We start from the raw sequence: 26,304 nt of genomic DNA on the forward strand, positions 1-26,304 counted from the left end.
CAATCTGGGAGTAGCACCATGAAAAATGGTGATGTGATATGGGATCTGGTCGACTCCAAGAGGAGCGCTTTTGAGGCTCTGAGTGACCGTGTTTGGGCAATGCCTGAGATAGCCTATACGGAGTACAAGTCCTGCGCCGAACATACATCCATGCTGCGCGCGCAAGGATTCAACGTTACCGAATGCGTTGCCGGTATTCCGACGGCAGTGATGGGCGAAGCGGGCGAGGGCGGGCCGGTCATCGCCATTCTGGGCGAATATGATGCGCTGCCAGGGCTCAGCCAGGAGGCTGGCATTGCCGAGCCGCGCCCGATCCCAGGCACTGGGCATGGTCATGGCTGCGGTCACAATATGCTTGGTTCTGCCGCACTTCTTGCAGCTACTGCCGTCAAGGATTGGCTGGCGACAACAGGTTCACGAGGTCGCGTGCGCTATTATGGCTGTCCAGCGGAGGAAGGGGGCGCCGCCAAGGCGTTCATGGTGCGCGCAGGCGCTTTTGACGACGTGGATATTGCCATTTCGTGGCATCCGGCATCGTTCACCCAAGTGGACGACGCGCAATCGCTTGCCAATACGCGCATGGATTTTGAGTTTACCGGCCGGGCCTCCCACGCCGCCACCGCACCGCATCTGGGGCGTTCCGCCCTCGATGCGGTGGAGCTGATGAATGTCGGTGTCAACTACCTGCGAGAGCATGTGCCCGCCGATTGCCGGATGCACTATGCCTATCTCAATGCCGGTGGCATCGCTCCCAACGTCGTGCAGGCCAAAACCAAGATCCGCTATGCAATTCGTGCCACCGATTTGCCGGGCATGTTCGCGCTCAATGAACGCGTGAAGAAGGTAGCGCAGGGTGCGGCCATGATGACCGAAACCACTGTCGATATTTCGATCATGAGTGCGGTGTCGAATCTGCTGGGCAATACACCGCTTGAAACCATCATGCAGTCCAACATGGACCGGCTGGGCGGTGTGCCGTTCGATGATGCGGACCGGGCGTTCGCTGTAAAAATCCAGACTACGCTGTCGCGGGAAGACATCGAAACAGACTATCAGCGTGTTGGCCAGCCGCTCGCGGACAATGCGCCGCTTTGCGATTATGTGCTGCCGCGCGAACAGAAAGGTGTGCCGATGATCGGCTCGACCGATCTGGGCGATGTCAGCTGGGCAGTGCCAACCGTCCAGGCGCGTGTGGCCACCCATGCCATCGGTTCGCCTGGTCACTCCTGGCAGATCACGGCGCAGGGAAAAATGCCTGCCGCGCATAAGGGGATGGTCTACGCCGCCAAGGTCATGGCTGGAACAGCTTTGGATGTTTTGCGAAACGAAGCCCTGTTGAAAGACGCCAAGGCTGATCATCAGGCACGTATCGCGAAAACACCCTATACCTGTCCAATTCCACCGGAGGTGAACCCGCCACTCCAGCCGCGCCCAGCGGAGTAATCCGGTCTGGCACTGCGTCTGTGCGGATGCGGTGCCCTCCAAGCTACATGAAAATCATAAAAGGGGACGAACATGAGCGATTTGAAAACCAGAACCATTTTGCGCCGCAGCACGGCGCTTATCCTTGTTGCGGGCCTTGCAGGTATCAGTTTTACGGCAGAAGCGGCATCGCCACCCAATACGCTGGCAATGGCCTGGAATATCGATGCCATCAGCACGTTTGATCCGGCGCAAATCGGTGAAGCGGCCACCAACGAGATCATCCAGAATATCTGCGATCCGCTCGTCGATTTCGATCCCGCCGATGAAACGAAGCTTGTGCCCAAGCTGGCAAAGAGCTGGGATGTTTCCCAGGATGGACTGCAGATCACTTTCCACATGCGTGACGATCTGGCGTTTCCGTCCGGCGAAAAGGCAACCGCAGGTGACATGGCGTGGTCGTTGCGCCGTGTTGTGAAACTTGGCTTTGGCAACGCCGCGACGCTGACTGAATATGGTTTCACCAAGGACAATGCAGACCAGAGCATAACTGCCCCGGACGACAATACGCTGGTGTTCAGGCTTGATAAGCCCTATCCGGCAAATCTCATTCTGGCTGCCATTGCCGCCAATCGCGTTGCCGCACTTCTCAATCAGAAAGTGCTCATGGCAAATCAGGTTGATGGCGATATGGGCAATAAATATCTTGCCACACGTTCGGATTGTATCGGACCTTACAAGCTCATGCGCTGGAACCCGGCGGAAGTTGTCATTCTTCAGGCCAACGCCAATTATTGGGGCGAAGCGCCGAAGCTGAAGCAGGTGTTGATCCGCCACGTCTCAGAAGCTGGAACGCAGCGTCTGCTGCTGGAAAAGGGCGATATCGACATTGCCCGCGATCTGACGCCGGAAGATTTGCGCGATCTTGAAACCCAGAACAAGGCAACAGCCTCGCGTGCTTTGAAGCCGTCGCTGTTCTACTGGAATTTCAACAATGCCGATCCGGTTTTCGCCAATGAGAAAGTGCGCCTGGCGATGCGCTATCTCATCGACTATGAAGGTCTTGGCAAAACGGTCATCCATAATGTGGGTGTTCCGCGCGCAAGCTTCGTTCAACTCGGCGCGTTTGGTGCGCTCGATGAAAGAGATGGTCAGCCGTTCAAGCTCGACGTGGAAAAGGCCAGGGAACTTCTGAAAGAAGCTGGCTATCCCAATGGCTTCGAAACAACGATGTTCATCAGCACCGCGCCTTATGCGGCTCCGATTGCACAAAGCATTCAGGATGCTGCTGCCAAGGCGGGCGTGAAGATCAAGATCGAGCGTATGGCGAATGCGCAATTGTTCAGCCGTATCCGCGGCCGTGAATTCCAGACGTCTTTGATGGGCTGGCAGACAACAGTGCCGGATGCGCATGGCAACGCCTCACGTCAGATTTTCAATCCGGACAACCGCGCCGAGGCCAAGCAGACCATGTATCCGAGCTGGCGCGCCAGCTATTTCGACGAGACGGTCAACAAACAGGTGGACGACGCTTTGTTTGAAAAAGATGAATCCACGCGCAGGCAGAAGTATGTCGATCTGCAAAAGCAGATGATGGAGAAAGGTCCGCACGCCTTCATCTTCCAGATCTACAACGTTGCCGGCGTCAGCAAGGCCATGAAGAACTGGAGCTGGAACGGTTTCCGCGTCTATTACGATCTGGCTGCGAAATAACGTTTCAAGCCCCCGTCGGTCCCCTCCCGGACCGGCGGCCCCCATGTCGATCGGGTGATGTCTGCAACTGCCTCAAAGCGGGGGCGCACATTGCCGGATATGGCGGTGGATTTCGCATCCTTATTCATCTTGTTCAGGATCAAAGCCGATGACAACGCACGACATTCTGGAAGACCTGGAAGGCGAGGAGGAGTTCGGTCCTGTGCTTCTCTTTCTCGCTGCTTCCGCGCGCCTGATCTTTTCCGTGGCTGTTACGCTTCTGGGCTTGGTCACGCTGACATTTTTCATCAGCCGTCTTTTGCCGCTTGATCCGGTCGTTGCCATGCTGGGCGATAATATCTCCCAGGAAGCTTACGACATGATGTATCGCAAGCTTGGCCTCGACCAGCCGCTGATTGTTCAATATGGCCTCTATCTCAAGAATGCCATGATGTTCGACTTCGGCAATGCGCTGACGTCGGGACGCCCCGTGCTGGAGGATATTGGCCGCGTCTTTCCGGCGACCATCGAGCTGGCCACGGTCGCCATCATCATCGGGACCGGCTTCGGCATTCCGCTTGGCGTGTTTTCGGCCATGTACCGCAATTCACCGCTGGATCATGCCGTGCGCATGATCAGTCTGCTTGGTTATTCCACTCCGAATTTCTGGCTTGGCCTTATGGCGCTCCTGATCTTCTATTCCACGCTGGGATGGATCGGCGGACCGGGCCGCATCGACTTTCTCTATGAATATACGGTCGAGCCGACGACGGGCTTCCTGCTCATCGACAGCGCAATGCAGGGGCAATGGGATGCTTTTGGCAATGCCGTCAGTCACGTCATCATGCCCGCCCTGATCCTTGCTTTCGGCTCCATGGCCTATATCAGCCGCATGACACGCGGCTTCATGATCGAGCAACTCAATCAGGAATATATTATTACCGCCCGTGTCAAAGGGCTTTCCTGGGCACGCACTGTCTGGGGGCACGCTTTCCGAAATGTCGCTGTGCAGGTGGTTACGGTTGTTGCGCTCTCCTATGCGTTTCTGCTGGAGGGGGCTGTCCTGACGGAAACCGTGTTCGCTTGGCCGGGGTTTGGCCGTTATCTCACCAATGCGCTTCTGGCCGGTGACATGAACGCGGTCGTTGGATGCACATTGATCGTCGGCATCCTGTTCGTCGGCATCAATCTGATCAGCGATCTCCTCTATCGCATTTTCGATCCGCGAACCCGATAGGAGCAATAGATGAGCAATGAACTCACGACAAATCCGGTGCGCTCTTTCAGTTCTCTGCATGACTGGCTGACCGCGCCCGTGCCGACCTCTGCGTTGCAAGCCAACGCACAGCAGCTGCGACGCTCCTGGTTGAAGCTTCTCTCCAATACCTCAGCCGCTTTTGGCCTCTTTGTGATTGTGCTGCTGGTTCTTGTGGCGTTGTTTGCTCCCTATATCGCCACTCATGATATAGGAACCAATGATCTGGCGAACCGGCTGCAAAGGCCGTCATGGGCCCATTATTTCGGGACCGATGAACTGGGGCGCGATATTTTCAGCCGTCTTGTCTTTGGCTCGCGCATCACGCTCTATATTGTAACACTGACAGCGATTATCGCCGCACCGATTGGGTTGATCGTTGGCACCACAGCCGGCTATATCGGCGGCTGGGTCGATACGGCTTTGATGCGTATTGTCGATATTTTCCTCGCCTTTCCCAGTCTCGTTCTCGCCCTGTCTTTTGCCGCTGCGCTTGGGCCCGGCATTGAAAACGCCGTCATCGCGATTTCGCTTGCCGCCTGGCCACCGATCGCCCGTCTTGCCCGTGCGGAAACCCTGACCATCCGCTCGTCCGACTATGTCGCCGCGATCCGCCTGCAGGGCGCATCCACGATGCGTGTGATTGCAAAACACGTCGTGCCGATGTGCATCCCTTCAGTCGTCATTCGCATCACACTCAATATGTCGTCGATCATTCTGACAGCTGCGGGCCTTGGTTTTCTGGGGCTGGGCGCACAGCCGCCAAGCCCTGAATGGGGCGCGATGCTTTCCAGCGGCCGTGAATTCATGATGACCTCGTGGTGGCTCGCCGCGGTGCCGGGCTGCGCAATTCTTCTTGCCAGTCTTGCCTTCAATCTTTTGGGCGATGGTCTGCGCGATATTCTCGATCCACGGAACGGATAAAGATCATGACAAAACCTCTGCTTGAAGTTGATGATCTCTGGGTGTCGTTTCCGGGCGTTAAACACGATATCGACATTGTGCGTGGCATCAGCTTCTCCATCGGACGTGAGAAGGTGGGAATTGTCGGTGAGTCTGGTTCGGGCAAATCGATGACGGGCCGTTCCGTGCTGAAACTGACGCCGAAATCTGCGCAAATTCGCGCGAAGGCGATGCGTTTTGACGGCATCGACCTGCTTTCTGCCAGCGAACGGAAGATGCGCACGATACGGGGCAACCGTATTTCCATGATCCTGCAGGATCCGAAATACTCACTCAATCCCTTGATCCGTATCGGCGATCAGATCATGGAAGCCTATCGTCTCCATCATCGCGCACGGCCCGCAATAGCCAGACAAAAAACGCTGGCGATGCTGGAAGCCGTCCATATTCGCGATCCGGAACGCGTCATGAAACTGTTCCCGCATGAGATATCGGGTGGCATGGGACAGCGCGTGATGATCGCCATGATGCTCATTCCGGAACCGGACATGATTATTGCCGACGAGCCGACATCCGCTCTGGACGTGACGGTGCGCCGGCAGGTGCTGACGGTTCTGGATGAACTCGTCAGCCGTTCCGGCACCGGGCTGATGTTCATCAGCCACGACCTCAATCTGGTCGCCGATTTCTGCGACCGCGTTCTGGTGATGTATGCGGGCCGCATTATGGAGGACCTGCCTGCCAAGGAACTGCATAAGGCCAGGCATCCCTATACGCAGGCGCTTTTGGCCAGTCTTCCGCGGCTCGATCACCCGGTCGACATGCTGAAAGTTCCAGAGCGTGATCCGAGCTGGCTGAGCGGCGCAACTCTGAGCGAGGGACAGGCATGATGAATGACATTGGTCGACCACACGTTGATGTGTCGGATCTGTCGGTTATTTTCGGCAAAGGCCGCAAACGGACCGCCGTGGTCAAGAAAGCTCGCTTTCACATTGCGCGGGGCCAGGCCTATGGCCTGATCGGAGAGTCAGGCTGCGGGAAGTCGACGATTTTGCGCGCGCTTGCAGGATTGATCCCGCATTATCAGGGCAGTTTCATCTTTGATGGTCAGCCGATGACGGGCGCGCGTGACAAGGCATTCTTTCGCCGGGTGCAGATGGTGTTTCAGGACCCCTATGCTTCGCTGCACCCGCGCAAGCAGGTGTACAAGGTACTTGCTGAATCTCTTGCGATCCACGGCATGGACCGCAGGGAAGATCGTATCCGCAATGTGCTGGCAGCCGTCGGGCTTGGGCCGAACTTCATGTATCGCTATCCGCATGAATTGTCGGGCGGCCAGCGCCAGCGCGTGGCGATTGCCCGTGCACTGATCATTGAACCTGAGGTGCTGCTGCTGGATGAGCCGACCTCGGCGCTGGACGTATCGGTTCAGGCGGAAATTCTCAATCTTCTGAAGACGCTGCGCCGCGAGCGAAACCTCACCTATCTCATGGTTTCGCATGATCTGGCCGTGGTCGCGCATATCTGCGAACGCGTCGGCGTCATGCACAAAGGCATTATACTGGAAGAGCTCACCGCAGACGATCTGCGGCAATCGCGGGCCAGGGATTCCTACACGCAGGATTTCCTGCAGGCGAGTGTCGAAGCGGTGGCACACAATCATGACAAGGACGTGCAATAATGAACTATCATTCGGCAGCCAATCCAGCCGGGGAATGGGAGCGGATCAAGGACCCGTCAGCCGCTGGTTGGCTGGATAAGGGGTTGCAAGCGGTTGAGGCCTGCGCGGATGCTCAGGAAACTGATGCTTTGATGATCGTGCAGGGTGGCAAGATTGTTTACACCTATGGCGACATCACCCACAAATATCTTTGCCATTCGATCCGCAAAAGCGTACTGGCGGCCCTGATGGGGCAGGATGTCGAGGACGGAACCATTGATCTGAGCCAGACGCTGGAAGCCCTGGGCATTGATGACAATGATGGACTGAGCGCGGTCGAAAAGCAGGCGACAGTCTACGATCTGCTGACCGCTCGTTCGGGCATTTATCACGCTGCCGGTTATGAAACGCCGTGGATGCGAATGATCAAGGAAAAGCGACACGCCCATGCCCCCGGCACTTTCTGGTGTTACAACAATTGGGACTTCAATGCGCTCGGCACGATCTTCGAACAATTGACGGGCAAGACGGTCCACCAAGCCTTCGACGAGCGCATCGCCAAGCCTTTGCAATTTGAGGATTTCTCGCTTGCCGGTGCAAAGCCTGACGGTTGGCACGACCATTTCACTGAAAGCCGCCATGCAGCCTATCCGTTCCGCTTATCGACGCGGGACCTGGCCCGGTTTGGCCAGCTTTATCTGCGCCATGGTTCTTGGAATGGCGCCCCCATCCTGCCGCAGGGCTGGGCGCAGGAGTGCGTCATGCCTTATTCTCACGCGGGTGCGCGGGGAGCCTATGGCTATATGTGGTGGCTGGAGCGGGACGGCGTATTTTTCCCTGGAGTCGTGGCACCTAAGGGCAGCTATGCCGGCTTTGGCGCGGGCGGCCACTTCTGTATCGTCATGCCGGCGCTGGATATGGTGCTGGTGCACCGGGTCAATACGGATGTGCAGGGGCGGCAGCTTGACCGTCACAAATTCGGACGGCTGCTGAAGCTCGTCCTGGATGCATTTCAGGGGTAGTGCAGCATGCAAGAGCAAGACATGAGTGTGGCCGCTGCCATAGCGGAGGCTAGCACCAGGCCTGTGGCCAGTGCCAACGCACGCCGGCTGGCGCAGAACGCCGTCATCGATACGCTAGCATGCATGGTGGCGGGGCGTACGGACCAAAGCACATGCAGTGTCAGGGACGCCTTTGCCCGACCGGGCGGTGGTGGCGAGGCGCTGCTCGTGACAGGCGGTAAATCCAGCCCCATGCTGGCAGCGCTCATCAACGGCACTGCGGCTCACGCGCTGGATTACGATGACAATTTCCTGCCCGGTATGAGTCACGCATCGGCAGTCCTGGTTCCTGCCATTCTGGCGCTGGCGGACCTGGAAAAGACAAGCGGATCACAATTGATCGATGCCTATCTGGCGGGTCTGCAGGCGCAGGCACATGTCGGAGATGGTGTCGGGCAGGCGCATTATACCGCCGGCTGGCACGGCACCTCGACGATTGGCAGTATCGGTACGGCTGTAGCCACGGCTCACATATTGGGGCTCAACGTTGAGGCGACCGCCCGTGCACTGACCATTGCAGTGAGTTTCGCATCCGGTACGAAGGGTCAGTTCGGTACCCTCATCAAGCCGTTTCACGCCGGAATGGCGGCACGCAATGCCGTCGAAGCCGCTTTGCTTGCGAGGGCGGGAATGCAGGCAAGGCATGACATTCTGGAAGGGGAGCAGGGGTTTCGCGAGCTTTTCGCCGGTGACCCGCAGATCAACTGGCAAACGCAGGATATCCTTGCGCCGGCTGCGCATATCATCGAAACCGCCGGCGTGATGCCCAAGCGCCATCCATGCTGTGGTTCCACGCACATGATCATCGATGCCTTGCTCGATCTGGCGCATGAACACGACTTTGGTGCTGATGATGTGAAGACCGTTGATACGCTTGTCGGGGTCGCCAACTATCGCAATCTGGCCTATCCAGCGCCCGTCGACCAGATGCAGGCGCGCTTTTCCATGCAATATTGCGTGGCCCGTGCCCTGCGGCAAGGCTATCTCGGTCTTTCCGATTTTACCCCCGAAGCAGTGCGGAGCTTCGCGGGCGACCACCTTCTTGGCGCGGTGACCATGCAGAGCTACAGTTTGGACGACGAATGCGCATCGCCGCAAAAGCTGCCGCATGTCGTGACGATAACCCTGCGAAATGGCCAGGTTCTGCAAAGGTCGCGCCGGTTCGCGGTCGGCACCAACCAGCAGCCTTTTTCCGAAGCAGACCGGTCGCGAAAGTTCCGGGATTGCTGCGAAGGTATAGAAAATGCCAGCGAGATTTACGGCAATTTGCAGGACCTTGACACTGCCGGCAACCTGAAAATCTTACGACCCCTGTTCGGGTAAAGGCTCGGCGGCGGGTGCCGGGCCGATTTCTTCCCGATGGCTCATGCTGCCAGTTGCGAGGCCCGCCGCCAAAATCTTTCCGCATGCCGGTTGCGAAACTGCGGTGTGCGGTAAACCCTGATATCGACCACCAGATCGGAGTCCATGTCGCCCGCCCGAACGAGAACGCCCCGTTTCAATTCATCCGCTACAAGGCCCTCCGGGATCCACGCGACGCCATGGCCGGAAACCGTCATTGCCTTCAGCGCAACGGACATCCCGTTTTCGTAGACAGTGTTGAGCTGAAATTTGTGCCTGTCGAAAAGCCAGGGCAGGGCCGAAGAGAAAAATGAGTTGCCGCGATAGCTGAGATAATCGGTCGGCCGAGAGCGATCCTTGAGACTGTGCAACGGGCTGCCCGCCGGGCCACAGGCCGAAACCGGAATGACCCGTTCAACGCCGAGAGGAAGGAACGGAAACCCTTTCAGATCGTCCATCTGCGGGACAGCGTGATGCGCATAGGTGAGAAAGAAGTCGCAGTCGCCATTCACCAGGGTCGAGATGTTGCCGAGGAAGGACGAGTGAGGGTCCGCGAACCGGGCCCGGAAACTGTCGCCGGACGCTTCCAGCTCGGCCATCCAGGCAGGAAAGAATGTCAGGGAAAGCGTGTTCAGCGTGGCGAAGGATAAAATTTCCCACATGGGAGCGTAGCGTTCTGCCAGCGAGCTTCTCACGCCGTACAGCAACTCTACCGCATCCTGTGCCCGGGGCAGAAAACTCTGCCCCGCCGCCGTTAGCCGGATAGGATTGGTTGAGCGGTCGATCAGCGGCATGCCAACCCAATCTTCCAACTGCTTGATTCGTCTGCTTAAGGCAGACTGCGTGATATGGCGGTCATTAGCCGCTCTTGAAAAACTGTAATGCTGGGAGAGGCTCAGGAAATCTTCAAGCCATTTCAATTCCATGTAGATATCCAATAAATACAGTGCCTTGCTTCGGCAAACTGTATTCCAGAAACAAGCGGCGGTTTTTTAAAGTCATGCAAGGTGGACTATATCAATGAATGCCTGTGAGAAATAGGACTGGGCGGACTAATATTGCCGAAAGTGGCGTCCCCTGGGCAACGAGACCCTGCTTCAGTTCAACGATCGGCGGCGCGGTGCCGGGGCAGGGTGGCGCGCCTCAAGCGTTGCCGCGGCGGCCGCGCGGCCGGTGGCGCGCAGTCGCTTCAGATAGGCTGGGAGTTCCCCCTTTGTGTGGAACGGCCCACCTTCGCGCATCACCGTCACCAGCGGATCGACGTCGCTGTCGCCGCTCACGGCCATGGCGGTTCGCCAGTCTTCGAGCAGCTGGCTGGCATGGGCGACGATGTCGGGGCGTGATGCCGCAAGATCGTTCTGTTCGTGCGGATCTTCGCTCAGATTGAAAAGCGCGACCGGTCCGAAATCCTTGTAGCCGTCGTGATAGGTGCGCAGCATGATCCAGTCGGCGGCCTCAAGCCGGAACCGCACGCCGCGCTGCACCGCCCAGGCGCCTTGGCTCAGCACCAGAAAATCGCGGCCGCCATCCTGACCTGATTGCAAGGCCGGCGCGAAGGAACGCCCGTCCCACACTGGCGGCACGGTGCCACCCAGCCGGTCGACCAGCGTCGCGGCCCAGTCGAAATGATAGTGCAGGCCGTGGTTGACGCCGCGTGGTGCGTCAGCGCCCGGCCAGCGGATCACCAGCGGCACGTTGCAGGTGAACTCATCGGCGGTCTGGTGGTCGGCCCAAACATTGAGCTCGCCGAGATTCTCGCCGTGGTCGGCGCCGATGACGATGATCGTCTGGTCGAACAGGCCCTGGCGTTTCAGCTCGTCGATGATCAGCCCGACATGGTGGTCGGCATATAGTATGCCGGTGTCATAGCCATCGAACCATGCCTTGACACGATCCATGTCGCTGATCGGGCTCGGCATGCGCCGGTATTTTGATCCGCCGGGCTCGACATCGAAGCCGGAGGGCTCCTGCGGGCTATGCGGGCCGTATCCGGCATGGCTCTTGGCAAACACTTCCTTCGTCATCCATTCGGGCAGCGGTTCGCTGGCGAAGGGATCGCCAAAGGCGTCCGGCGCGCGGTAGGGGGTATGCGGATCCCAGACATTGACATGCAGGAACCATTTTTTGGCCGAGCCATTGCGCTTCAGCCAGTCAACAGCCAGGCTGGAGACCTCATCGGCGTTTTCCATGCCGGCCTTGCCGGGGTTGATGATCTCATTGAAGCCGGCATACCAGTGCCAGCAGCCGTGCCGCTCGCCGAAACTGCTGATCGTGGTGGCGTGGTAGCCGAGGTCGCGCAGCGCGCGCATCCAGCCTTCCTCGTAGAAGGTTCCGGCCCAGGCGCGTTCGGTGCCCTCGCGGAACGGCTCGCAGGCGGTGCCGCCATGTCCGACCACGCCGGTTTTCATGCCGTGCCGCCCGCTCCACAGCGCCGTGCGCGAGGGATGACAGGGCACGTCGGAGACATAGACATTGTCGAAGCGGATGCCGTCGCGGGCGAGACTGTCGATGACCGGCGAGGTGTTGCGATGATAGCCGTAGCAGCCGAGATGGTCGCGTCTCAGGCTGTCGATGTCGATGTAAAGCACGTTCATTGTATACCCGCTTCTGCGCATTGCCGTTTACTGTGGGTCGGTGCCGGGGCCGGACTTGTCCGGCCCCGCTCAGTGGTGTGTTCGATCGTCGCGATCAGGCCGTGATGTACTGGTCGCCGAGATAATAGTCTTTGGGGTCGAGCGAGGTGTCGAACTTGCCGAAGGTCTTGAACAGGTCGTTCATGGTCTTGAACCAACCGTCGACAGTGCCGTCCTTGGTCAGCTTGACCAGTTCGGTCGAGGTCATGAAACGGCCATAGCCGGCCTCGACCTTGAGCTGATCGGCCGGAATGCCGAGCAGCTTGGCGGTGATCTCGATCGACTTCTCCTGATTGGCGGCGCGAAAATCCTGCGCCTCCTTGATGGCACCGGTCACCCGCTTGACCAGATCGGGATTGCTTTCGACCAGATCGTTGCGGGCGATGAACACGCTGGGGAATGTCGTTGCCGGGTAGAAGTCGTCGTTCTTGGCCAATTGAACCAGGTCCGGCACGTTCTTGCCGATGATGCCGACGAATGGATACCAGATACCGGCAGCATCGACCTGCTTCGATGAGAAGGCGGCGACGATGGTGCTCGGGTCCATCTGCACGATGTTGAGGTCGGTCATCGCCATGCCGGCCTTTTTCAGCGCCAGGCGCAGCAGCATGTCGCCCGACGTTCCCGCAGCGATGGCGACCTTCTTACCCTTGAGATCGGCGATCGACTTGATGCCGGCCTGCGCGATCACGCGATCGGAGAAGCCGACATCGTTCACGGCGATGATCTTGGCCTTGCCGGTCGCCGGCAGCCAAAGCGCGCCAGGCCCGAGATAGCCGAATTCCAGGCTGTTGGCACCGAGCGCCTGGACCTGAATTGGTCCGTTGGTGAACACCTTGGTGTTGGCATCGACGCCATGCTTGGCGAAGAAGCCCTGGTCGCTTGCGACGCTGGCGATGCTCGCGCCCCAGAAATCGCCATTATAGCCAATGCGCGCCGGAAGGCCGGCTGCTCTGGTGCCAGCGCTTCCCGCCGCGAACGCGACGGCAGCAGCCGATGAGGCGATGAAATGCCTTCGTGTCAGTATCATGTCGTTCCTCCTCCTTGTCTGTTGTTACTGGTGATAGACCGCGTGCCAGACGCGGTTGCGGATGGCCGTGAATTCGGTCGAAAGCCGGATTTCCTCGGTTCTGGGATAGGGCAGGTCGACCGTTATGATCTCCTTCAGCCGTCCCGGGCGCGCCGCCATGACGATGACCCGGTTGGCGAGATAGACGGCCTCATCGACGTCATGAGTGATGAACATTACCGTGCGGCGCTCGCGGCTCCACGTTTCCAGCAATTGGTCCTGCATCTGCACGCGCGTCAGCGCGTCGAGCGCGCCGAACGGCTCGTCCATGAGCAGCACCGACGGGTCGACCGCATAGGCACGGGCGATGGCACAGCGCTGCTTCATGCCGCCGGACAAGGTTTTCGGCAGTGCGTCGGCGAAATCGCCGAGGCCGACCAGATCGATGAAATAGCTGGCCTTTTCGCGCCGTCGCGCGGCGGGTTCGCCCTTGACTCGTAGCCCGAATTCGACGTTCTCGCGCACAGTCAGCCAGGGGAAGAGCGCGTATTGTTGGAAGATCATGCCGCGTTCGGGACCGGGCCCTTCGACCGCATGTCCGTCCACCAGCACCTCGCCGTCGCTGGGCGCCAGTAGCCCGGCGGCGATGTTGAGCGCCGTCGACTTGCCGCAGCCGGAAGGACCGACCACGGTGATGAATTCGCCATCGGCGACATCAAGCGAGAAACGGTCCAGCGCGACGAAAGTATTGTCCCTGAGGTCGAAGCGCCGGGTCACATTTTTGAAGACGATCTTCTGCTGCATCATACGCGCTCCTGCCAGACAGTCAGTCGACGTTCGATCGCCAGCAGCAGGCGATCCATGGCAAGGCCGAGGATGCCGATGGTGATCAGGCTGACGAAGATGGTCGAAAGATCGTAATAGAGCTGCGCCTGCTGCATGCGGTAGCCGAGCCCGGTCTGCGCCGCGATCAGCTCTGCCGCCACCAGCGTCGCCCAGGCCGAGCCGAGGCCAATGCGCACGCCGACCAGGATGAATGGGGTGGAGGCCGGAATGACGATGCGCAGGAAGATCGTCAGGTCCTTCGCACCCAGCACGCGCGCGGCGTTGATCATTGTCCTGTCGACGCTGATGACGCCCTGGTAGGTGGCGACGACGCTTGCGAGGAACGATGCCAGGAAAATGACGAAGATTTTTGGTGTCTCGTCGATGCCCATCGTTACGATCGCCAGCGGGATGATGGCGAGCGGCGGTATCATCCTGAAAAACTGCAGGTACGGCTCTATGAGCGAGCGGGCGACCTTGTACCAGCCCATGACGAAACCGACGGGAATGGCAAGGATGACACCGATGAGGAAGCCGCTGAGCACGCGGGCAAGGCTCGAGGCAATGTCGGTGGCAAGCTGGCCGTTGGCGACGAGCTCAACGAATTTGCGCGCGACGTCCGGCGGCGGCGGCAGCCCGACTGCGCCGCTGGCAGTCAGCACCCACCACACGGCGATACCGGCGACGAGCCCGACGAAGTTAAGTCCGAGACCTTGGAAATCGGGGGCGCGGGCCCTCGCCCCGCGGTCATGCTGGCGCGCTGTTTTGGCCGGCGCGCTCATCGCCATACCCCGGAATAGAAAAGCTGATCGAGCGCCGCGGCCGCGCCGCCAATGGCGCCGGCGCCATTGCCGAGGCTCGATCTCTCGAAGCGCAGCGCGTCGCGCATGGGTGGCAGCACGCGCGGTGGAACGCTTTTGCGGATGCTGTCGATGAAGCTCTCGGGCGCCTCGGCCAGATGGCCACCAAAGACGATCAGGTCAGGGTTGAGCAAATTGGTCGCGCTGGCGATTGCTGTCGTCAAGTGCCGCAATGCGGCATTCCAGACATCGGGGTGCCGTTCGACCACCGCAAGCAACTGGCGCGGATGCGGCTTGTCGATGTTGACGGCGCGAGCGAGCACTCCCTCGGAGAGAAATGTCTCCAAGCAGCCGGTGCTGCCGCAGGAGCAGCGTTCGCCATGCTCGACGACCTGGATATGGCCAAGCTCGACGGCGCCATGGCCGCCCGGACGGAACGGCCGGCCGTTGATCACGAGGCCGGCGCCAAGGCCGGTGCGCAGGTAGATGTAAAGCAGGGCAGTGGCGTTGCGCCCGATACCGTAGCGCGATTCAGCCAACGCCATGGCGCTGACATTGTGTTCGACCACTACCGGCATGCTCAGCATGGTTTCCAGCTCGTCGGCGAACGGAACGTCCTTCCAATCATAGTTGATCGACAGGAGGTTGCGGCGGCGTTCCGTATCGACCGGGCCGGGCACGCCGAGCCCAAGGCCGAGAAGCCGCGAGCGATCGACGCCAGACTTCTTGATCAGCCCCTCGACGGTCTTGACGACTTGCCGGATCACTGCCGTCGGCTCGCTGCTCGCCGTGTCGAAGTACAGCGAAGCCTTGACCTTCGGTGTGGCCTTGAGATCGGTGATCGTGGCGTGGATGGTGCCAGCGCCGAGATGCACGCCAACCATCGCATTTGCGTGCGGCACGAGCGCGACATTGACGGCGGGCCGGCCGACAGGCGCACCGCTGGCGACCACCTGGGTGAGTTCCGTGACCATTCCGTCCTTCAGCAGCTGTGCGGTCAGATGGGTTAACGCTGTCGGCGACAGGGCAGTCCGCCGCGCCAGCTCCGCCCTCGACTGAGGGCCGTCATCGCGCAGGATGCGCAGTATGGCGCCATGATGGATGCCCATGCTTCCTCCCTATTATTTTCTAATCTTTATAAATTAATGGCAACTGTCAAGAGCGATGTCACATTGTTCGACTTAAGGCGGGGAAGGGTATCATTGCGGTTCCGAAGAGGTTACGGACTGCGGAAAAGATTGTCGGAAATTGTTATAAGGACCCGATGGACCGAAACGCTTGCTGTGTTCGCTCCCGTTTTCGAAAGGGCAGATGAGAATTCTGCGCACGGTTGTTAAGCTCCTTGTGAGACCGGTGTTTGATATCCAGTATGACCTGGCGCTTTGCGGCTCCATATGAGCGCAGCTTGTCAGCGAAGGGGTGCGTGGGCATTTCTGCAATAATGCCCACTAGGGGAACGGGAAGTTCGTTGGGCTGAAAATATTGTTCCGATCATGCTCTACTGTGTGGGATTGGCATTTTGATACCTTCGCACTGCGGGCTAATACGAATATGTAGCTCGAAGCTACAATTTCGATAGGCTGAAGTGTGTGGGGGCGCCTTGTGGCAAGGGATGGTGGACTGGGGCTGGTGTCGGTATAATTTGGCACGTTTAACTGGAGCTGGCGCGATCCGGCATTGAGGCGGTGATGTGTGCCGAACCGAACGTGGGAAGGCTACCTCAGATGGACGATGAAAGGTAGCGATAGCGCTTTGGGCTTTACATCCACGACGGGATGCATGGGTATAGGTCGCCCTCATCCTTGGCAGCGGCAAGGATGGTCCAGCGACGGCGCACCTGCATCCATCTAAAGACTCCAACACCTTATCCTGTCGAGGTCGCTGCGCATCAATGATCAAGATGCATTCGGCGGGATATTCTGGTTCAGCCGAAACAAATTGGCCGGATCATATTTGGTTTTGATCGCCACCAGGCGGGCATAGTTCTCGCCATAGGCCTGGCGTACGCGGTCGTCGCCCTCATCGCCGAGGTTGTTTGCGTAGACGCCGCCGGTCGCATATGGGCTGATGGCGCTCCACATCGCGCGAGCCCACTGGATGTTTGCTTCGTCATCCGCCGGATCATCCCAGATCGCGATCGGGAAACAGTCATAGAGCGCATCACGATTGGCGTAGGGTGCTGCAGATTTTGGCACGCGGGCGATAGCGCCGCCGACCTGCTGGAAGACCAAGAGCGAGGTGGCAGAGGGAGCGCTCGCATAGGCCTCGAGCAGCGCATCGACAGCGGAATCACTGATTTCGTTGAGGAACTGGGCTTTCCAGTAGTAGCGGCGCCCGCGGGGAAAAATGGCGTCGCCCCTCGACTGGATCTGAAGGTAGGGGATGGCTCCGAGGCTGCTTTCCACGGGCGTGCCGAACTCCATCAGAGGCGCGAGTATGGGCTTGCCGGATTCGGGCGGTCCGATATAGCAGGCCGAAACGCTGAAGAACCGTTCGCCCGATTGCATCGTCACAAGCGCCGCATCGACGCTGAGTTCGTCCGGCGCTTTGCGGGCAAAGTCGTCGTAAAAGCGGATCGCCTTGCGGGCCTGATCGTAACGGTGAAGCACCGAACCGACGAGAAGGGACGGGCCGACAGGGTGAAGCGCGTACTCAAACGCGGTCACGATTCCGAAATTGCCCCCACCGCCCTGCAACCCCCAGAACAGATCGGAATGATCAGCGGCGCTTGCCCTAAGCAGCCTCCCGTCAGCCGTGACGACGTCGGCCGCGATGAGATTGTCACAAGTCAAACCATATTTGCGGCCGAGCTTGCCGAAACCGCCACCCAGTGTGAGCCCTGCGATGCCGGTGTCGCTGTTGACACCCATCGTCGTCGCCAGACCGTAAGCCTGCGTTGCCGTATCGAACTCGCCCAGGCTCAGACCAGCCTCGGCATGGGCGACGCGGCTGACGGGATCGACCGCGATGCGCTTCATGCGCGAGAGATCGATAACCATGCCGGCATCACAGACCGACAGGCCTGCGACGTTGTGGCCGCCACTTCTAACCGCCACAAGACAGTTGTGCGCCCGAGCGAAGGTCACGGCCTGGATCACGTCGTTGGCGGCGACGCAGTAGACAATCAGGGCGGGTCGCCTATCGATTGCCCCGTTCCAGACCCTGCGCGCTTCATCGTAGACGGCGTCTCCTGGCATGATCAGGTCGCCCCGAAGGCCTTGCCGAAGCTTCTCAATGGCTGCAGGGCCGGGCGGATATGTGCCCGTTGGATGGTCAATTGGCCGCTTCAACTCCATCGTTGTACACCTCCCAGCTTTTGGCATGGTCTCATAGGCCCGCAGCCAACTGCAACGTCGAAGATCTCAGGTGCTGGATGAGAGAAATTCATCTACATTGTCCATATGAGAAAGCTTCCACCTCTTCGCTCGTTGCACGCCTTCGAGGCGGCTGCGAGGCATGGGAGCTTCAAGGCGGCGGCAGAGGAGCTCGGCGTTACGCCGACTGCGATCAGCCATCAAATCCGGTTGCTGGAAGGGACGTGCGGTTGCCAACTGTTTCAGAGGCGTCCGCGGCCTCTCGTGTTAACGAGCGCAGGCGCCCGACTGTTTCCCGCTCTGCGCAATGGCTTTGATGCCCTCGCAGGTGCCATCGCTGCCGTTGCCGAGACGGACGTGCAGGCGCCTTTGCGGGTTACCAGCCCGAATGCCTTTGCAAGTCGATGGCTCGTCCCACGCCTGCCAAAGTGGCGGGAAGCAAACCCAACCGTCCCGTTGGAGATCATCGGGACCGATGCGGTGCTGGATCTGCGCGCCGGGGCAGCGGATGTCGCCATCCGCTATGCCCGCAGGCCGCCTTCGGACTTTCCTGCACAGGAGGTCTGCCGCGATACGTTTTTTCCAGTGTGCAGCCCAAATTTGCTCGAGCGCAACGGCCATGCATCTCAGCGCGTCTCGGATCTTCTGCGTTTTCCTTTGATCCATTTTGATTGGTTGAACAAGGATCCCGAGGCCCCGACCTGGCGGCAATGGCTGTCGAAAGCGCGGTCGATCGATCCCAATCTGAAGGTGGACAAGGCGTGGGATCTGAGCTTTCGGGAAGAACTGCACGCGATTGACGCGGTCCTGGCAGGGCAGGGAATCGCGATCTGCAGCGATGTCATCGTCGGTCATGAGTTGGAAACCGGTCTGCTCGTCAAAGCGCATCCGCTGTCGTTGCCGGGCTACGGTTTCTACATCGTCTCGGTGCCTTATAGTTCCCGGGCGGCGGTCATAGAGGCTTTTTCGGTCTGGATTAAAGATGTCCGCTGACGGCTTGCATGGCAAAGGCTGAGTCAGTGTCGGAATTGCAATATGAACTTGGTGTTGCCATCTCGCGCTGATCCACTGACTGCGTTCGACGCTTACATGAATCTTCATTATTGCGGCGTGACATTAGAATTGTTCGAGGAGTGGTTGAGTATACATCTGCAAATACCTAATCATGACGCCTGTCTTGCAAGAGAGTATTACCGTGAATGTTTGTGTTCTGGGAGCGACTGGTTTCATCGGCCAACACCTTGTTGAGCGATTGATCTCGCTTGGCTACGCTGTGTCTGTGTTGAGCCGAAATGAGCCGGATGTCGCGCGCGTTAGGTTTCCAACGAAATCGGTGCGATGGACTGTCGGCGACTGGAATGATCAAAGCAAACTGACAGAAGCAATGGCCGGTGCCGATATCTGCTTCCACCTGATTTGCACAACGCTCCCGCGATCCTCCAACGAAGATCCGATCCATGACGTAACGTCGAACGTGTGCGGTACCATCAGAGTGCTTGAAACCGCGCTCGCATCTGGATGTCGCAAGGTGGTGTTTGCTTCATCGGGCGGGACTATTTATGGAGTACCGCAGAGCATCCCGATTGCCGAATTTCACCCGCTTGAACCTAATAATTCCTATGGAATTAGCAAACTTGCCATTGAAAAATATATGAAGCTCTTTTTCAATCTGCATGGTTTGGAATACGGAATAGCGCGACTGTCTAATCCCTATGGCGAGGCCCAGGCGACGGACCGCGCCCAAGGAGCAGTTTCTGTTTTCTTGCATCGGGCATTAACGTATAAACCAATCGAAATCTGGGGAGACGGTTCGATTGTTAGGGATTATCTCTACATTGCTGACGCAGTGGACGGCTTGATCAGGGTGGCAAACTATGCGGGCATCGAAAGAATATTCAATATTGGCTCAGGACATGGGCTATCCTTGTTGGATATCGTCAATGAAATCGAAACTCTCCTGAACAGAAAAGTCAGTGTACGGCATGCTGCGGGCAACCAGTTCGATGTGCCCATCAATATACTCAGCATAGACCGGGCAACAAACGCCCTCGGCTTTCAACCAAAGGTGCCATTCAAAGCGGGTTTGCAACGCACGGCCCAATGGCATCAGTCTTATGGCAGGCGTGCGATGGAAGCGATTTCTGGAGACTGAATCCTCATATGCGGCGTTCCCTGCGCACTGTTATGGTGTCGGTCGCTTAATTGCGGGTGCATCCGAGGAGTCATCACGCAGCGCATCAAATTTGTTCGATTGGTATTGCACATCTGGTGCGACCACTAAAAGGAGACCCAGAGCGCCATGACAACGACAGATGTACGCGCCGTCATTCTCATACCTGCCTACGGCCAGCCGTGGCTCACAGCCGAGACACTTCATACGGCTGTGGCACAACAAACCGATTTTGATTTTGCTGTTGTGGTCGTCAATGACGGTTGCCCTTCACCGGAAACCCACGAGATTTGTCTCAATTTCTCTGCGACATATGAAGGGAAGGTCTTTTATCTGAAAAAGGCGAATGGGGGCCTCAGCGCCGCCAGAAATTCTGGTATCGAGTTTGCACTGCGCTCTTTCCCCGCGCTGGAGGCGATTTATTTTCTCGATTGCGACAATCACATCGGCTCCCTTCTCTTGCAACGGCTTGTCAATGCATTGAGATCCTCGGACGAAACAGTCGGTTGGGCTTATGCTGATGTCGACAAGTTCGGATTTGCAAGTTTTCATGACACCTCCGGTATCTATTCACCTTTGGAGCACCTTTTTCGCAGCTTCTGCGAAGCGGGTAGCATGGTCTCACGGCGAATGCTCGATACTGGCATCCGCTTCGACACGGCGATGCGCAAAGGCGTCGAAGATTGGGACTTCTGGCTGCAAGGGCTCGACAAAGGTTTTCGCGGTGTTCATGTGGCGGATGCGGGCTTTCACTACCGGCGCCGCGGTGAAAGCATGCTGGTGGAAGCAGAACGGGACTTCGCGCCAATTCTCACCTACATCCGCGAGAAGCATTCCCGGCTCTATAATGTGAAAGCCGTGTTGCGGATGGAGATTGAGGCACGGGCACGGTATGCTGTTTACCATCCGGACACAGGCTTTGTGCGGTGCATGACGGTTCATGGCATTGACGAGCTTGTGAAGCTTGACGACTACCTTGTTCGTCTGTTTCGCGCTGCCGAGCGCCCCGGCTATGGCCTTTGCCCCGGTCATTTGATCCTTATGGATCAAGCACTCCACGATATGCTGGTGACGGAACATCTGCTCCAGGGTGTGCTGTGGACGCTTGAATGCGCTGTGATGCACGCAGCGATAGCAACGTGCTCGCTCACCATTCATTCCTCAAATGAACGGATGCTCCATTGGGATTCACTTTCCGTGAATCGGACGAGTGCACACAACCTTCCGCCAATACCGGAAAAAGCGCAGATCATCGCGATAGAAGCCGGCGAACTGCTTGCACAGCAATTTGCTGAAGGCGGCTTTGCCTACGGCAATCACTGGCACATGGCGAAATCGCTTGGTGGCTGTTTTTTTGATCTTGAAGTAAGCAGCCCCGGTGAAATCAAAGCATTCAAACCGCTTGCTGAAGGCTTTGCGTCCCTACTCCAGGCCGTAGAGCAGTTGGCCCTGCGTGAGCAGCGTGCCCTTTGGCACGCCATCGAACGCGATCGCTATCGTGCTCAGGCCACCCATCCGCGTGATTTCTATCCGGAGCTTTTCAACACGGCATCGGTCTTTCCAACGCCCGTGACAGACCGATGCATAGCAATTGTTGTTGACGATGCCACGACCGCTTCAATCGCGCTTGCCGCGCGGCTGGCCAACACGCTTCGTGAAGCAGGAACTGTTTTGCATCTTGTGACCTTCGCCGGGCACTTGTCAGGCAATACCAATGATCTCGACGCATTTGCGGAAATTGTTTCACTGCCACTGGCCTCCCTTCGCACCACGTCCAAGACCATGCGTCAAGAATATCTTGGAACGAGCCTGCCTCATCTCGATTGGCGCGACAGGCAGGCGGCGGTCGCTACGCTTGCGGGCTATTCACTGGTTGTCTCTGCCGAAAGCACTGTCCTGCATTTGCTTGCCGGCGCGTTGCGGCGACTGAAGGTGGAAACCTGGGCTTTCCTCGCCAAACACGACACACGCTCAGCCGCCGATACAATCACAGCCTGCGCTGCTTTTGAGCAGGCCTATGATGCGATCTTCCCGCAAACACGGGACATGCTGCATCTTTGCCGCGGTCTCGGTATCCCGCCGAGAAAGCTGCGTCCGTGGCACGGCACCGATGCCATGGCCTTCGCCGACGCGACTACACCTGCAATCGAACACAGCCGAGTCTCAGCCTAATGCTACACGTTTCTCCAGATCTGCTTCCCGCACTCTATGACGGTCATCCAAAAGTTTTGATTGTAAAGTCTAGGGCTCAGCCTTGGACGTTCGTTCCTCCGACGAATACGGTGCGTTGGCTCATCGCCGAAAAATCCGATACCGGCGGTTTCATTCTCACCGGTGCCGCTGACACCGCAACCGGAACCGATCATCATTTGCTTGACATGCCACCCACGAATGTCTGGGTCGTCTGGAATCCGCATGATGAAGACCAGGCGGCAGGTTTGGCGCAATGGTGGGCGGGTGCCGGCGGGATTGGAGCGGAACCAAGCTTCATTGACGGTGACGCGGCAAAGCTGAATGCAGCGCTATTTGAGCGCGCGCGCGCTGAAGTCACTCGTCTGACGCAGGCAAATCAACTGCTGATCGAGGACTTGGCAGCGCTGCGTGAAAGCTGGGCCCAGGATGTCAGACTTCCGCCGGAGCTTGAGGATTTATTGGCCAACCTTCGCCTTGCACCGCCGCGCCTCATCTTTGAGACCGCCGCGCCGACGGTTGATGCGAAGACGGTGCAGGCAGCAATGGGGGGTGGGAAGGCACCACATTTGTGTCAACGCTTGCCTATCGGGGCACACGGGCTGCTTGGCATAGATGTGCACGTCGCTGTTCCTGGCTCCGGTAACGGGCATCTTCGTCTCTCTTTATTTGTTCGTGAGACAGAAAACGCGTTGGCGCACTGGGAGATTGCCTATGACGAACTCAAACCAGGTTGGCTACCCCTGCGATTGCCTGCAGCATTGACCCTTCGATCGCATGGACTCGAGCTGCGTGTTCATGCCACGGGCGGCGTGAATGCACCAAAATTCACATGTTCGCCAGTTGGTCTTTTACCCGAATATTCATATACATCGACCGGCAGCGAGACTGCAGGCGACACTATGCTCGCCTTCAAACTCTGGGGTGGTATTCCTGGCACTAAGGCAAACACTGGTTCGAGCATGGCTCCGTTGCCGGCAGATCCCGTGATGGCGATTCCCGAACATACGGTGGCCGCGGCCAAGACGACAAGAGAACTTACCTGGGCTTATCCCTATTTCGGCTATTTAAAAGGAGGACGGGTGTTGTTGCGTCCGTTGCGGGAAAATCCGGCGTCGGCAGCGTCGATCAGCCTGCCCGCCATACCAGGCATTAGCGCTGTGTCTTGTCAGGCTACAATTGACGATGGCTTGTGCAAAACGCGGCTGCTTGTACGCCTTGCGGTAACGCGCCCCGGTCACAATGCTGACGAGGCGGAGCAGGGGATTGGCGTACTCGCCTCAACCGCCTGGATTGAACTTGCGGAACCCCTCAAGCCCTTCCCGTTGACCATTCGCCTCCCCGAGCCGCTATCCAGCCCGATTGACATTCATTTTTTCTCGCGTCTTCCGCGCGGGGGGACGTTGGAACACGGCCGCGTGATTTTCGACGGCTTCGAAGCTGCGCTTTCGGACCGAGCAGCCTGGCAGTGCGCCCCGGTCATGCCGTTGGCCACACCATAACAAATCTGCATCCGATGCCGCTGCACGGTCCGTCAATGTCGTGGATCTCAACAATGACAGGGTAGTGGACTGGTAGCGGCTATCGGTCGCCTGTCCTGCGACGGTGCAGCGACTGAAACCGGCGAAAGCCGTTGTCCTTTACTGACTGGTCCTGTGGATTGCATCGTATCCGACCCATGCGTTGCTATGCGCCCATATGATCGGCCAATATGTTCGTGCGAGTCCGGATCAGGCCATCTTGATGAGCCACGTGATACTTATTACTCTTCGATCGACAAAGCTCTGCCATTCCAGTTGAGAAGAAAGACTTCCCTCCGGGCCTCGCCATCCTTGTCTTCGCCGCCAACGATGAGCATTCCGTTCGGCACGGAGAATGAGGCGCCGTAAGCAAGACCATGCGGCAAATTTCCAGCTTCTTTCCAATCCCTGCCGTCGAACGCGTAGACTTCCTCACGCCAGCTTTTTGCGATGCCATCATGAGTAAACCATTTTCCGGCATCGGCGTTGGATTGTGCACCCTTGAAATTGGCTCCTCCCGCTACCAGAATTGTGCCACTCGAGGAACCAGCAAATGCACCTGCCACACCTTCCTGACGCGCGTCGGCCATGGGCTTGGGGAGGGGAGGAAGGTTCTGCCATGTTGCTGTCTGATCCCGGATCGTCACTGATTTGGCGTCCGGAGTGCGCAATCGTGGTTTGATCTCGCCACCTACCAACGTGAATGCATTGTCACCCTGGCTGATTATCGCAGAGTCACAGTTGGGCAGGTACGGATTATCACCAAACGAGCCCCATTGATTTGTATTGGGATCAAAAGAAAGCACCTTGGCATTCCACCTGTAGCCGGCACCGCCGACGGGACGAGCGCTGCTGCGCTCGCGGCGGTTGCTGTCGCGAAGAGTTTTCTGAGCATGCATATTCTCCTTACGATGTTCGGATCTGGAAAAATGGAATCGGTTTCAATAGTATTCATTGAGCAGGTCGGCGGCTCCGATGACACCTGCTTCAACGCCAAGTTTGGCGGGTAAGAGTATGGGGACCAAGGCCTCGGGAAGGGTTTCGAAAGCACGTTCCAGCCGCGCGATGAAACCATGGGCAAGTCCAACGCCTCCGCCAATGACAATGCAATCTGGATCGACCATGGCTTGTACGCCAACCAAGGCGGCCGCAAGCTCTGAGGCAACACCGGCAAGAATATCGTTCGCCCAGGGCACGTGATCGTTTGCAGCCGCGATCACCGATTTTGCGTCACCCGGATGTCCAGCCACGCGTGCGGCCTCGGCTATGCCAAAGCCAGAGGCAAGTGCTTCAAGACGCAACAGGCCGTCGCCCTTGCCGCGCAGGGTTTGACCAAGGCTTCCGGCAAGCCCCCGAGCACCACGCAACAGGCGTCCGCCGACCACGAGGCCACCGCCAATGCCGCTGGAGACCGTCACGAACACCATGTCGCGGCCCCTTCCGGCACCAAACCGATACTCACCCCAGGCCGCTGCCTGCGCATCGTTGATGACTTGCAGGGGAACGCCCAGTGCAGCACCGAGCTTTTCAGCCAGCGGATAATCATCAGGGATAGAAAGCGTTCCATGGTTGAGCGAGGACCATGAGGTCGTGTTTACAAGCCCGGTAACCGCAGCAACCGCTCCGGAGTACTCGCCGCGCCACGCCGTAGCAAGGTTTGCCAGGTCTTCGATCCAGCCGGGGGCACCGACGTCGCGTCGTGTCGCCATTATTTTGCGGTCAATTATTTCACTGCCGCGCACAAGGGTGGCCAAGCTCTTTGTTCCGCCGACATCAAACGCCAGAATTGGTTTTGAAGCGCGACGCTCGGCCTCAATTGCCGCACGAAACCAGCCGATGACATGTTCGGTGCGGGTGATTGCAGAGCCGACCACCACGGCAGTCGCGCCGGCACGAATGGCAGCGGCGGCCAAAGAGGGAGAATTGTAGCGTCCCTCCGCCAGGACGGGAACACGCAAGGCAGCGCAGTTGCGCACGAGATCAAGATCGGGCGCGACGGGGCTTGGTCCCGGCTCCGTATAGCCCGACATGGTCGTGCCTATGATATCAGCTCCGGCATCAAGAGCTGATCGTGCTTCAGCTTCGGTCGATATGTCCGCCATGGCAATTGCGCCCAGACCTTTGATGGCAGCGATCAAATCCTTGGCCGCAACAGGCCGTAGCCGGTCAGTCGCATCAACTGCCACGATGGCTGCACCGGACCGTATCAATTCTTCCACGTCCTCAATGAACGGTGTGATCCGCACGGCGCTGGTGTCGAGATCTCTTTTGGTGATGCCAATGACCGGGAGCTGGCAGGCTTTGGTTACAGCGGCAACGTTGCTGATGCCTTCGATGCGAAGTGCAACGGCACCTGATACCTGCGCCGCCCGTGCGAAAGATAGTATCGCATCTATCCTGTCGAACGGCCCGCCCGGCACGGGCTGACAGGATACAACGAGGCCGCCGTAGAGACTTTTTATCAGGTTCATATCCAGCTTTCCTCATGGGCTATGTGCCACGGTCAGGG

Annotated in this window: 21 protein-coding genes and 1 pseudogene; 12 read left to right on the forward strand and 10 right to left on the reverse strand. The window is 58.3% G+C overall.

All coding sequences use genetic code 11. The features are described from left to right. The first annotated feature begins 18 nt into the window (after positions 1-18). From ACZ25R_RS06445 to ACZ25R_RS06480, 8 genes are all read left to right on the forward strand, one after another. Entirely contained in the window at positions 19-1,443 is a 1,425-nt protein-coding gene (locus ACZ25R_RS06445) for a M20 family metallopeptidase (protein ID WP_472460474.1), read from the forward strand. A gap of 72 nt (positions 1,444-1,515) precedes the next feature. Beyond that, complete coding sequence (locus tag ACZ25R_RS06450) at positions 1,516-3,135, forward strand: ABC transporter substrate-binding protein (protein ID WP_472460475.1); 1,620 nt, start codon at positions 1,516-1,518, stop codon at positions 3,133-3,135. A gap of 148 nt (positions 3,136-3,283) precedes the next feature. Further along, positions 3,284-4,351 (forward strand): ABC transporter permease, encoded by a 1,068-nt coding sequence (locus tag ACZ25R_RS06455; protein WP_472460476.1) that lies wholly within the window; start codon positions 3,284-3,286, stop codon positions 4,349-4,351. 9 nt (positions 4,352-4,360) lie between these two features. Then, a complete protein-coding gene (locus ACZ25R_RS06460; protein WP_472460477.1) occupies positions 4,361-5,293 on the forward strand; it encodes an ABC transporter permease in 933 nt (310 codons plus the stop codon). Positions 5,294-5,298: 5 nt separating this feature from the next. Next, complete coding sequence (locus ACZ25R_RS06465; protein ID WP_472460478.1) at positions 5,299-6,162, forward strand: ABC transporter ATP-binding protein; 864 nt, start codon at positions 5,299-5,301, stop codon at positions 6,160-6,162. Beyond that, entirely contained in the window at positions 6,162-6,953 is a 792-nt protein-coding gene (locus tag ACZ25R_RS06470; RefSeq protein WP_472460479.1) for an ABC transporter ATP-binding protein, read from the forward strand. The genes ACZ25R_RS06465 and ACZ25R_RS06470 overlap by 1 nt, the downstream gene beginning before the upstream one ends. Continuing rightward, complete coding sequence (locus ACZ25R_RS06475) at positions 6,953-7,954, forward strand: serine hydrolase domain-containing protein (protein ID WP_472460480.1); 1,002 nt, start codon at positions 6,953-6,955, stop codon at positions 7,952-7,954. The genes ACZ25R_RS06470 and ACZ25R_RS06475 overlap by 1 nt, the downstream gene beginning before the upstream one ends. Before the next feature lie 21 nt (positions 7,955-7,975). Continuing rightward, entirely contained in the window at positions 7,976-9,316 is a 1,341-nt protein-coding gene (locus ACZ25R_RS06480) for an MmgE/PrpD family protein (RefSeq protein ID WP_472460481.1), read from the forward strand. A gap of 41 nt (positions 9,317-9,357) precedes the next feature. On the opposite strand, the gene ACZ25R_RS06485 is transcribed toward ACZ25R_RS06480, so the two are convergent. The 8 genes and pseudogenes from ACZ25R_RS06485 to ACZ25R_RS06520 form a co-directional block, all read right to left on the reverse strand. After that, complete coding sequence (locus ACZ25R_RS06485) at positions 9,358-10,272, reverse strand: LysR family transcriptional regulator (RefSeq protein ID WP_472460482.1); 915 nt, start codon at positions 10,270-10,272, stop codon at positions 9,358-9,360. A 159-nt stretch (positions 10,273-10,431) separates the two neighbouring features. Further along, positions 10,432-11,928: a sulfatase family protein gene (locus ACZ25R_RS06490; RefSeq protein ID WP_472460483.1), complete on the reverse strand. Its 1,497-nt coding sequence runs from the start codon at positions 11,926-11,928 to the stop codon at positions 10,432-10,434. 94 nt (positions 11,929-12,022) lie between these two features. Next, a complete protein-coding gene (locus ACZ25R_RS06495; RefSeq protein WP_472460484.1) occupies positions 12,023-12,997 on the reverse strand; it encodes an aliphatic sulfonate ABC transporter substrate-binding protein in 975 nt (324 codons plus the stop codon). Positions 12,998-13,021: 24 nt separating this feature from the next. Next, on the reverse strand, positions 13,022-13,780 hold the full coding sequence (locus ACZ25R_RS06500; protein ID WP_472460534.1) for an ABC transporter ATP-binding protein: 759 nt from the start codon (positions 13,778-13,780) through the stop codon (positions 13,022-13,024). Then, the gene (locus ACZ25R_RS06505) at positions 13,780-14,589 is read right to left on the reverse strand and encodes an ABC transporter permease (RefSeq protein WP_472460485.1); all 810 of its coding nucleotides are present in this window, start codon (positions 14,587-14,589) and stop codon (positions 13,780-13,782) included. Before ACZ25R_RS06505 ends, ACZ25R_RS06500 begins: the two co-directional genes overlap by 1 nt. Further along, a complete protein-coding gene (locus ACZ25R_RS06510; protein ID WP_472460486.1) occupies positions 14,580-15,710 on the reverse strand; it encodes an ROK family transcriptional regulator in 1,131 nt (376 codons plus the stop codon). Before ACZ25R_RS06510 ends, ACZ25R_RS06505 begins: the two co-directional genes overlap by 10 nt. Before the next feature lie 145 nt (positions 15,711-15,855). Next, positions 15,856-16,014, reverse strand: a pseudogene (locus ACZ25R_RS06515) (IS6 family transposase); the annotation flags it as partial. 482 nt (positions 16,015-16,496) lie between these two features. Continuing rightward, entirely contained in the window at positions 16,497-17,897 is a 1,401-nt protein-coding gene (locus ACZ25R_RS06520; RefSeq protein WP_472460487.1) for an FAD-binding oxidoreductase, read from the reverse strand. Between the two features lie 105 nt (positions 17,898-18,002). On the opposite strand from ACZ25R_RS06520, the gene ACZ25R_RS06525 reads away from it, so the two are divergent. The 4 genes from ACZ25R_RS06525 (at position 18,003) to ACZ25R_RS06540 (ending at position 23,777) form a co-directional block, all read left to right on the forward strand. Next, positions 18,003-18,908: a LysR substrate-binding domain-containing protein gene (locus tag ACZ25R_RS06525; protein WP_472460488.1), complete on the forward strand. Its 906-nt coding sequence runs from the start codon at positions 18,003-18,005 to the stop codon at positions 18,906-18,908. A 172-nt stretch (positions 18,909-19,080) separates the two neighbouring features. Next, positions 19,081-20,067 carry an NAD-dependent epimerase/dehydratase family protein gene (locus ACZ25R_RS06530; RefSeq protein WP_472460489.1) on the forward strand — a complete coding sequence of 329 codons (987 nt, stop codon included), beginning with the start codon at positions 19,081-19,083 and terminating at the stop codon, positions 20,065-20,067. Between the two features lie 147 nt (positions 20,068-20,214). Then, positions 20,215-22,257, forward strand: coding sequence for a glycosyltransferase family 2 protein (locus ACZ25R_RS06535; protein WP_472460490.1), 2,043 nt, complete (start codon positions 20,215-20,217; stop codon positions 22,255-22,257). 110 nt (positions 22,258-22,367) lie between these two features. Further along, on the forward strand, positions 22,368-23,777 hold the full coding sequence (locus ACZ25R_RS06540; protein ID WP_472460491.1) for a DUF6212 domain-containing protein: 1,410 nt from the start codon (positions 22,368-22,370) through the stop codon (positions 23,775-23,777). A gap of 260 nt (positions 23,778-24,037) precedes the next feature. Here the strand turns inward: ACZ25R_RS06540 and ACZ25R_RS06545 are convergent, their stop codons facing one another. Together ACZ25R_RS06545 and ACZ25R_RS06550 are read right to left on the reverse strand one after the other, a co-directional pair. Further along, entirely contained in the window at positions 24,038-24,694 is a 657-nt protein-coding gene (locus ACZ25R_RS06545; protein WP_472460492.1) for a hypothetical protein, read from the reverse strand. Between the two features lie 42 nt (positions 24,695-24,736). Next, on the reverse strand, positions 24,737-26,266 hold the full coding sequence (locus ACZ25R_RS06550; protein WP_472460493.1) for a putative N-acetylmannosamine-6-phosphate 2-epimerase: 1,530 nt from the start codon (positions 26,264-26,266) through the stop codon (positions 24,737-24,739). Positions 26,267-26,304: the final 38 nt, after the last annotated feature.

The sequence above is a fragment of the Phyllobacterium sp. RCAM01083 genome, from assembly GCF_055685835.1.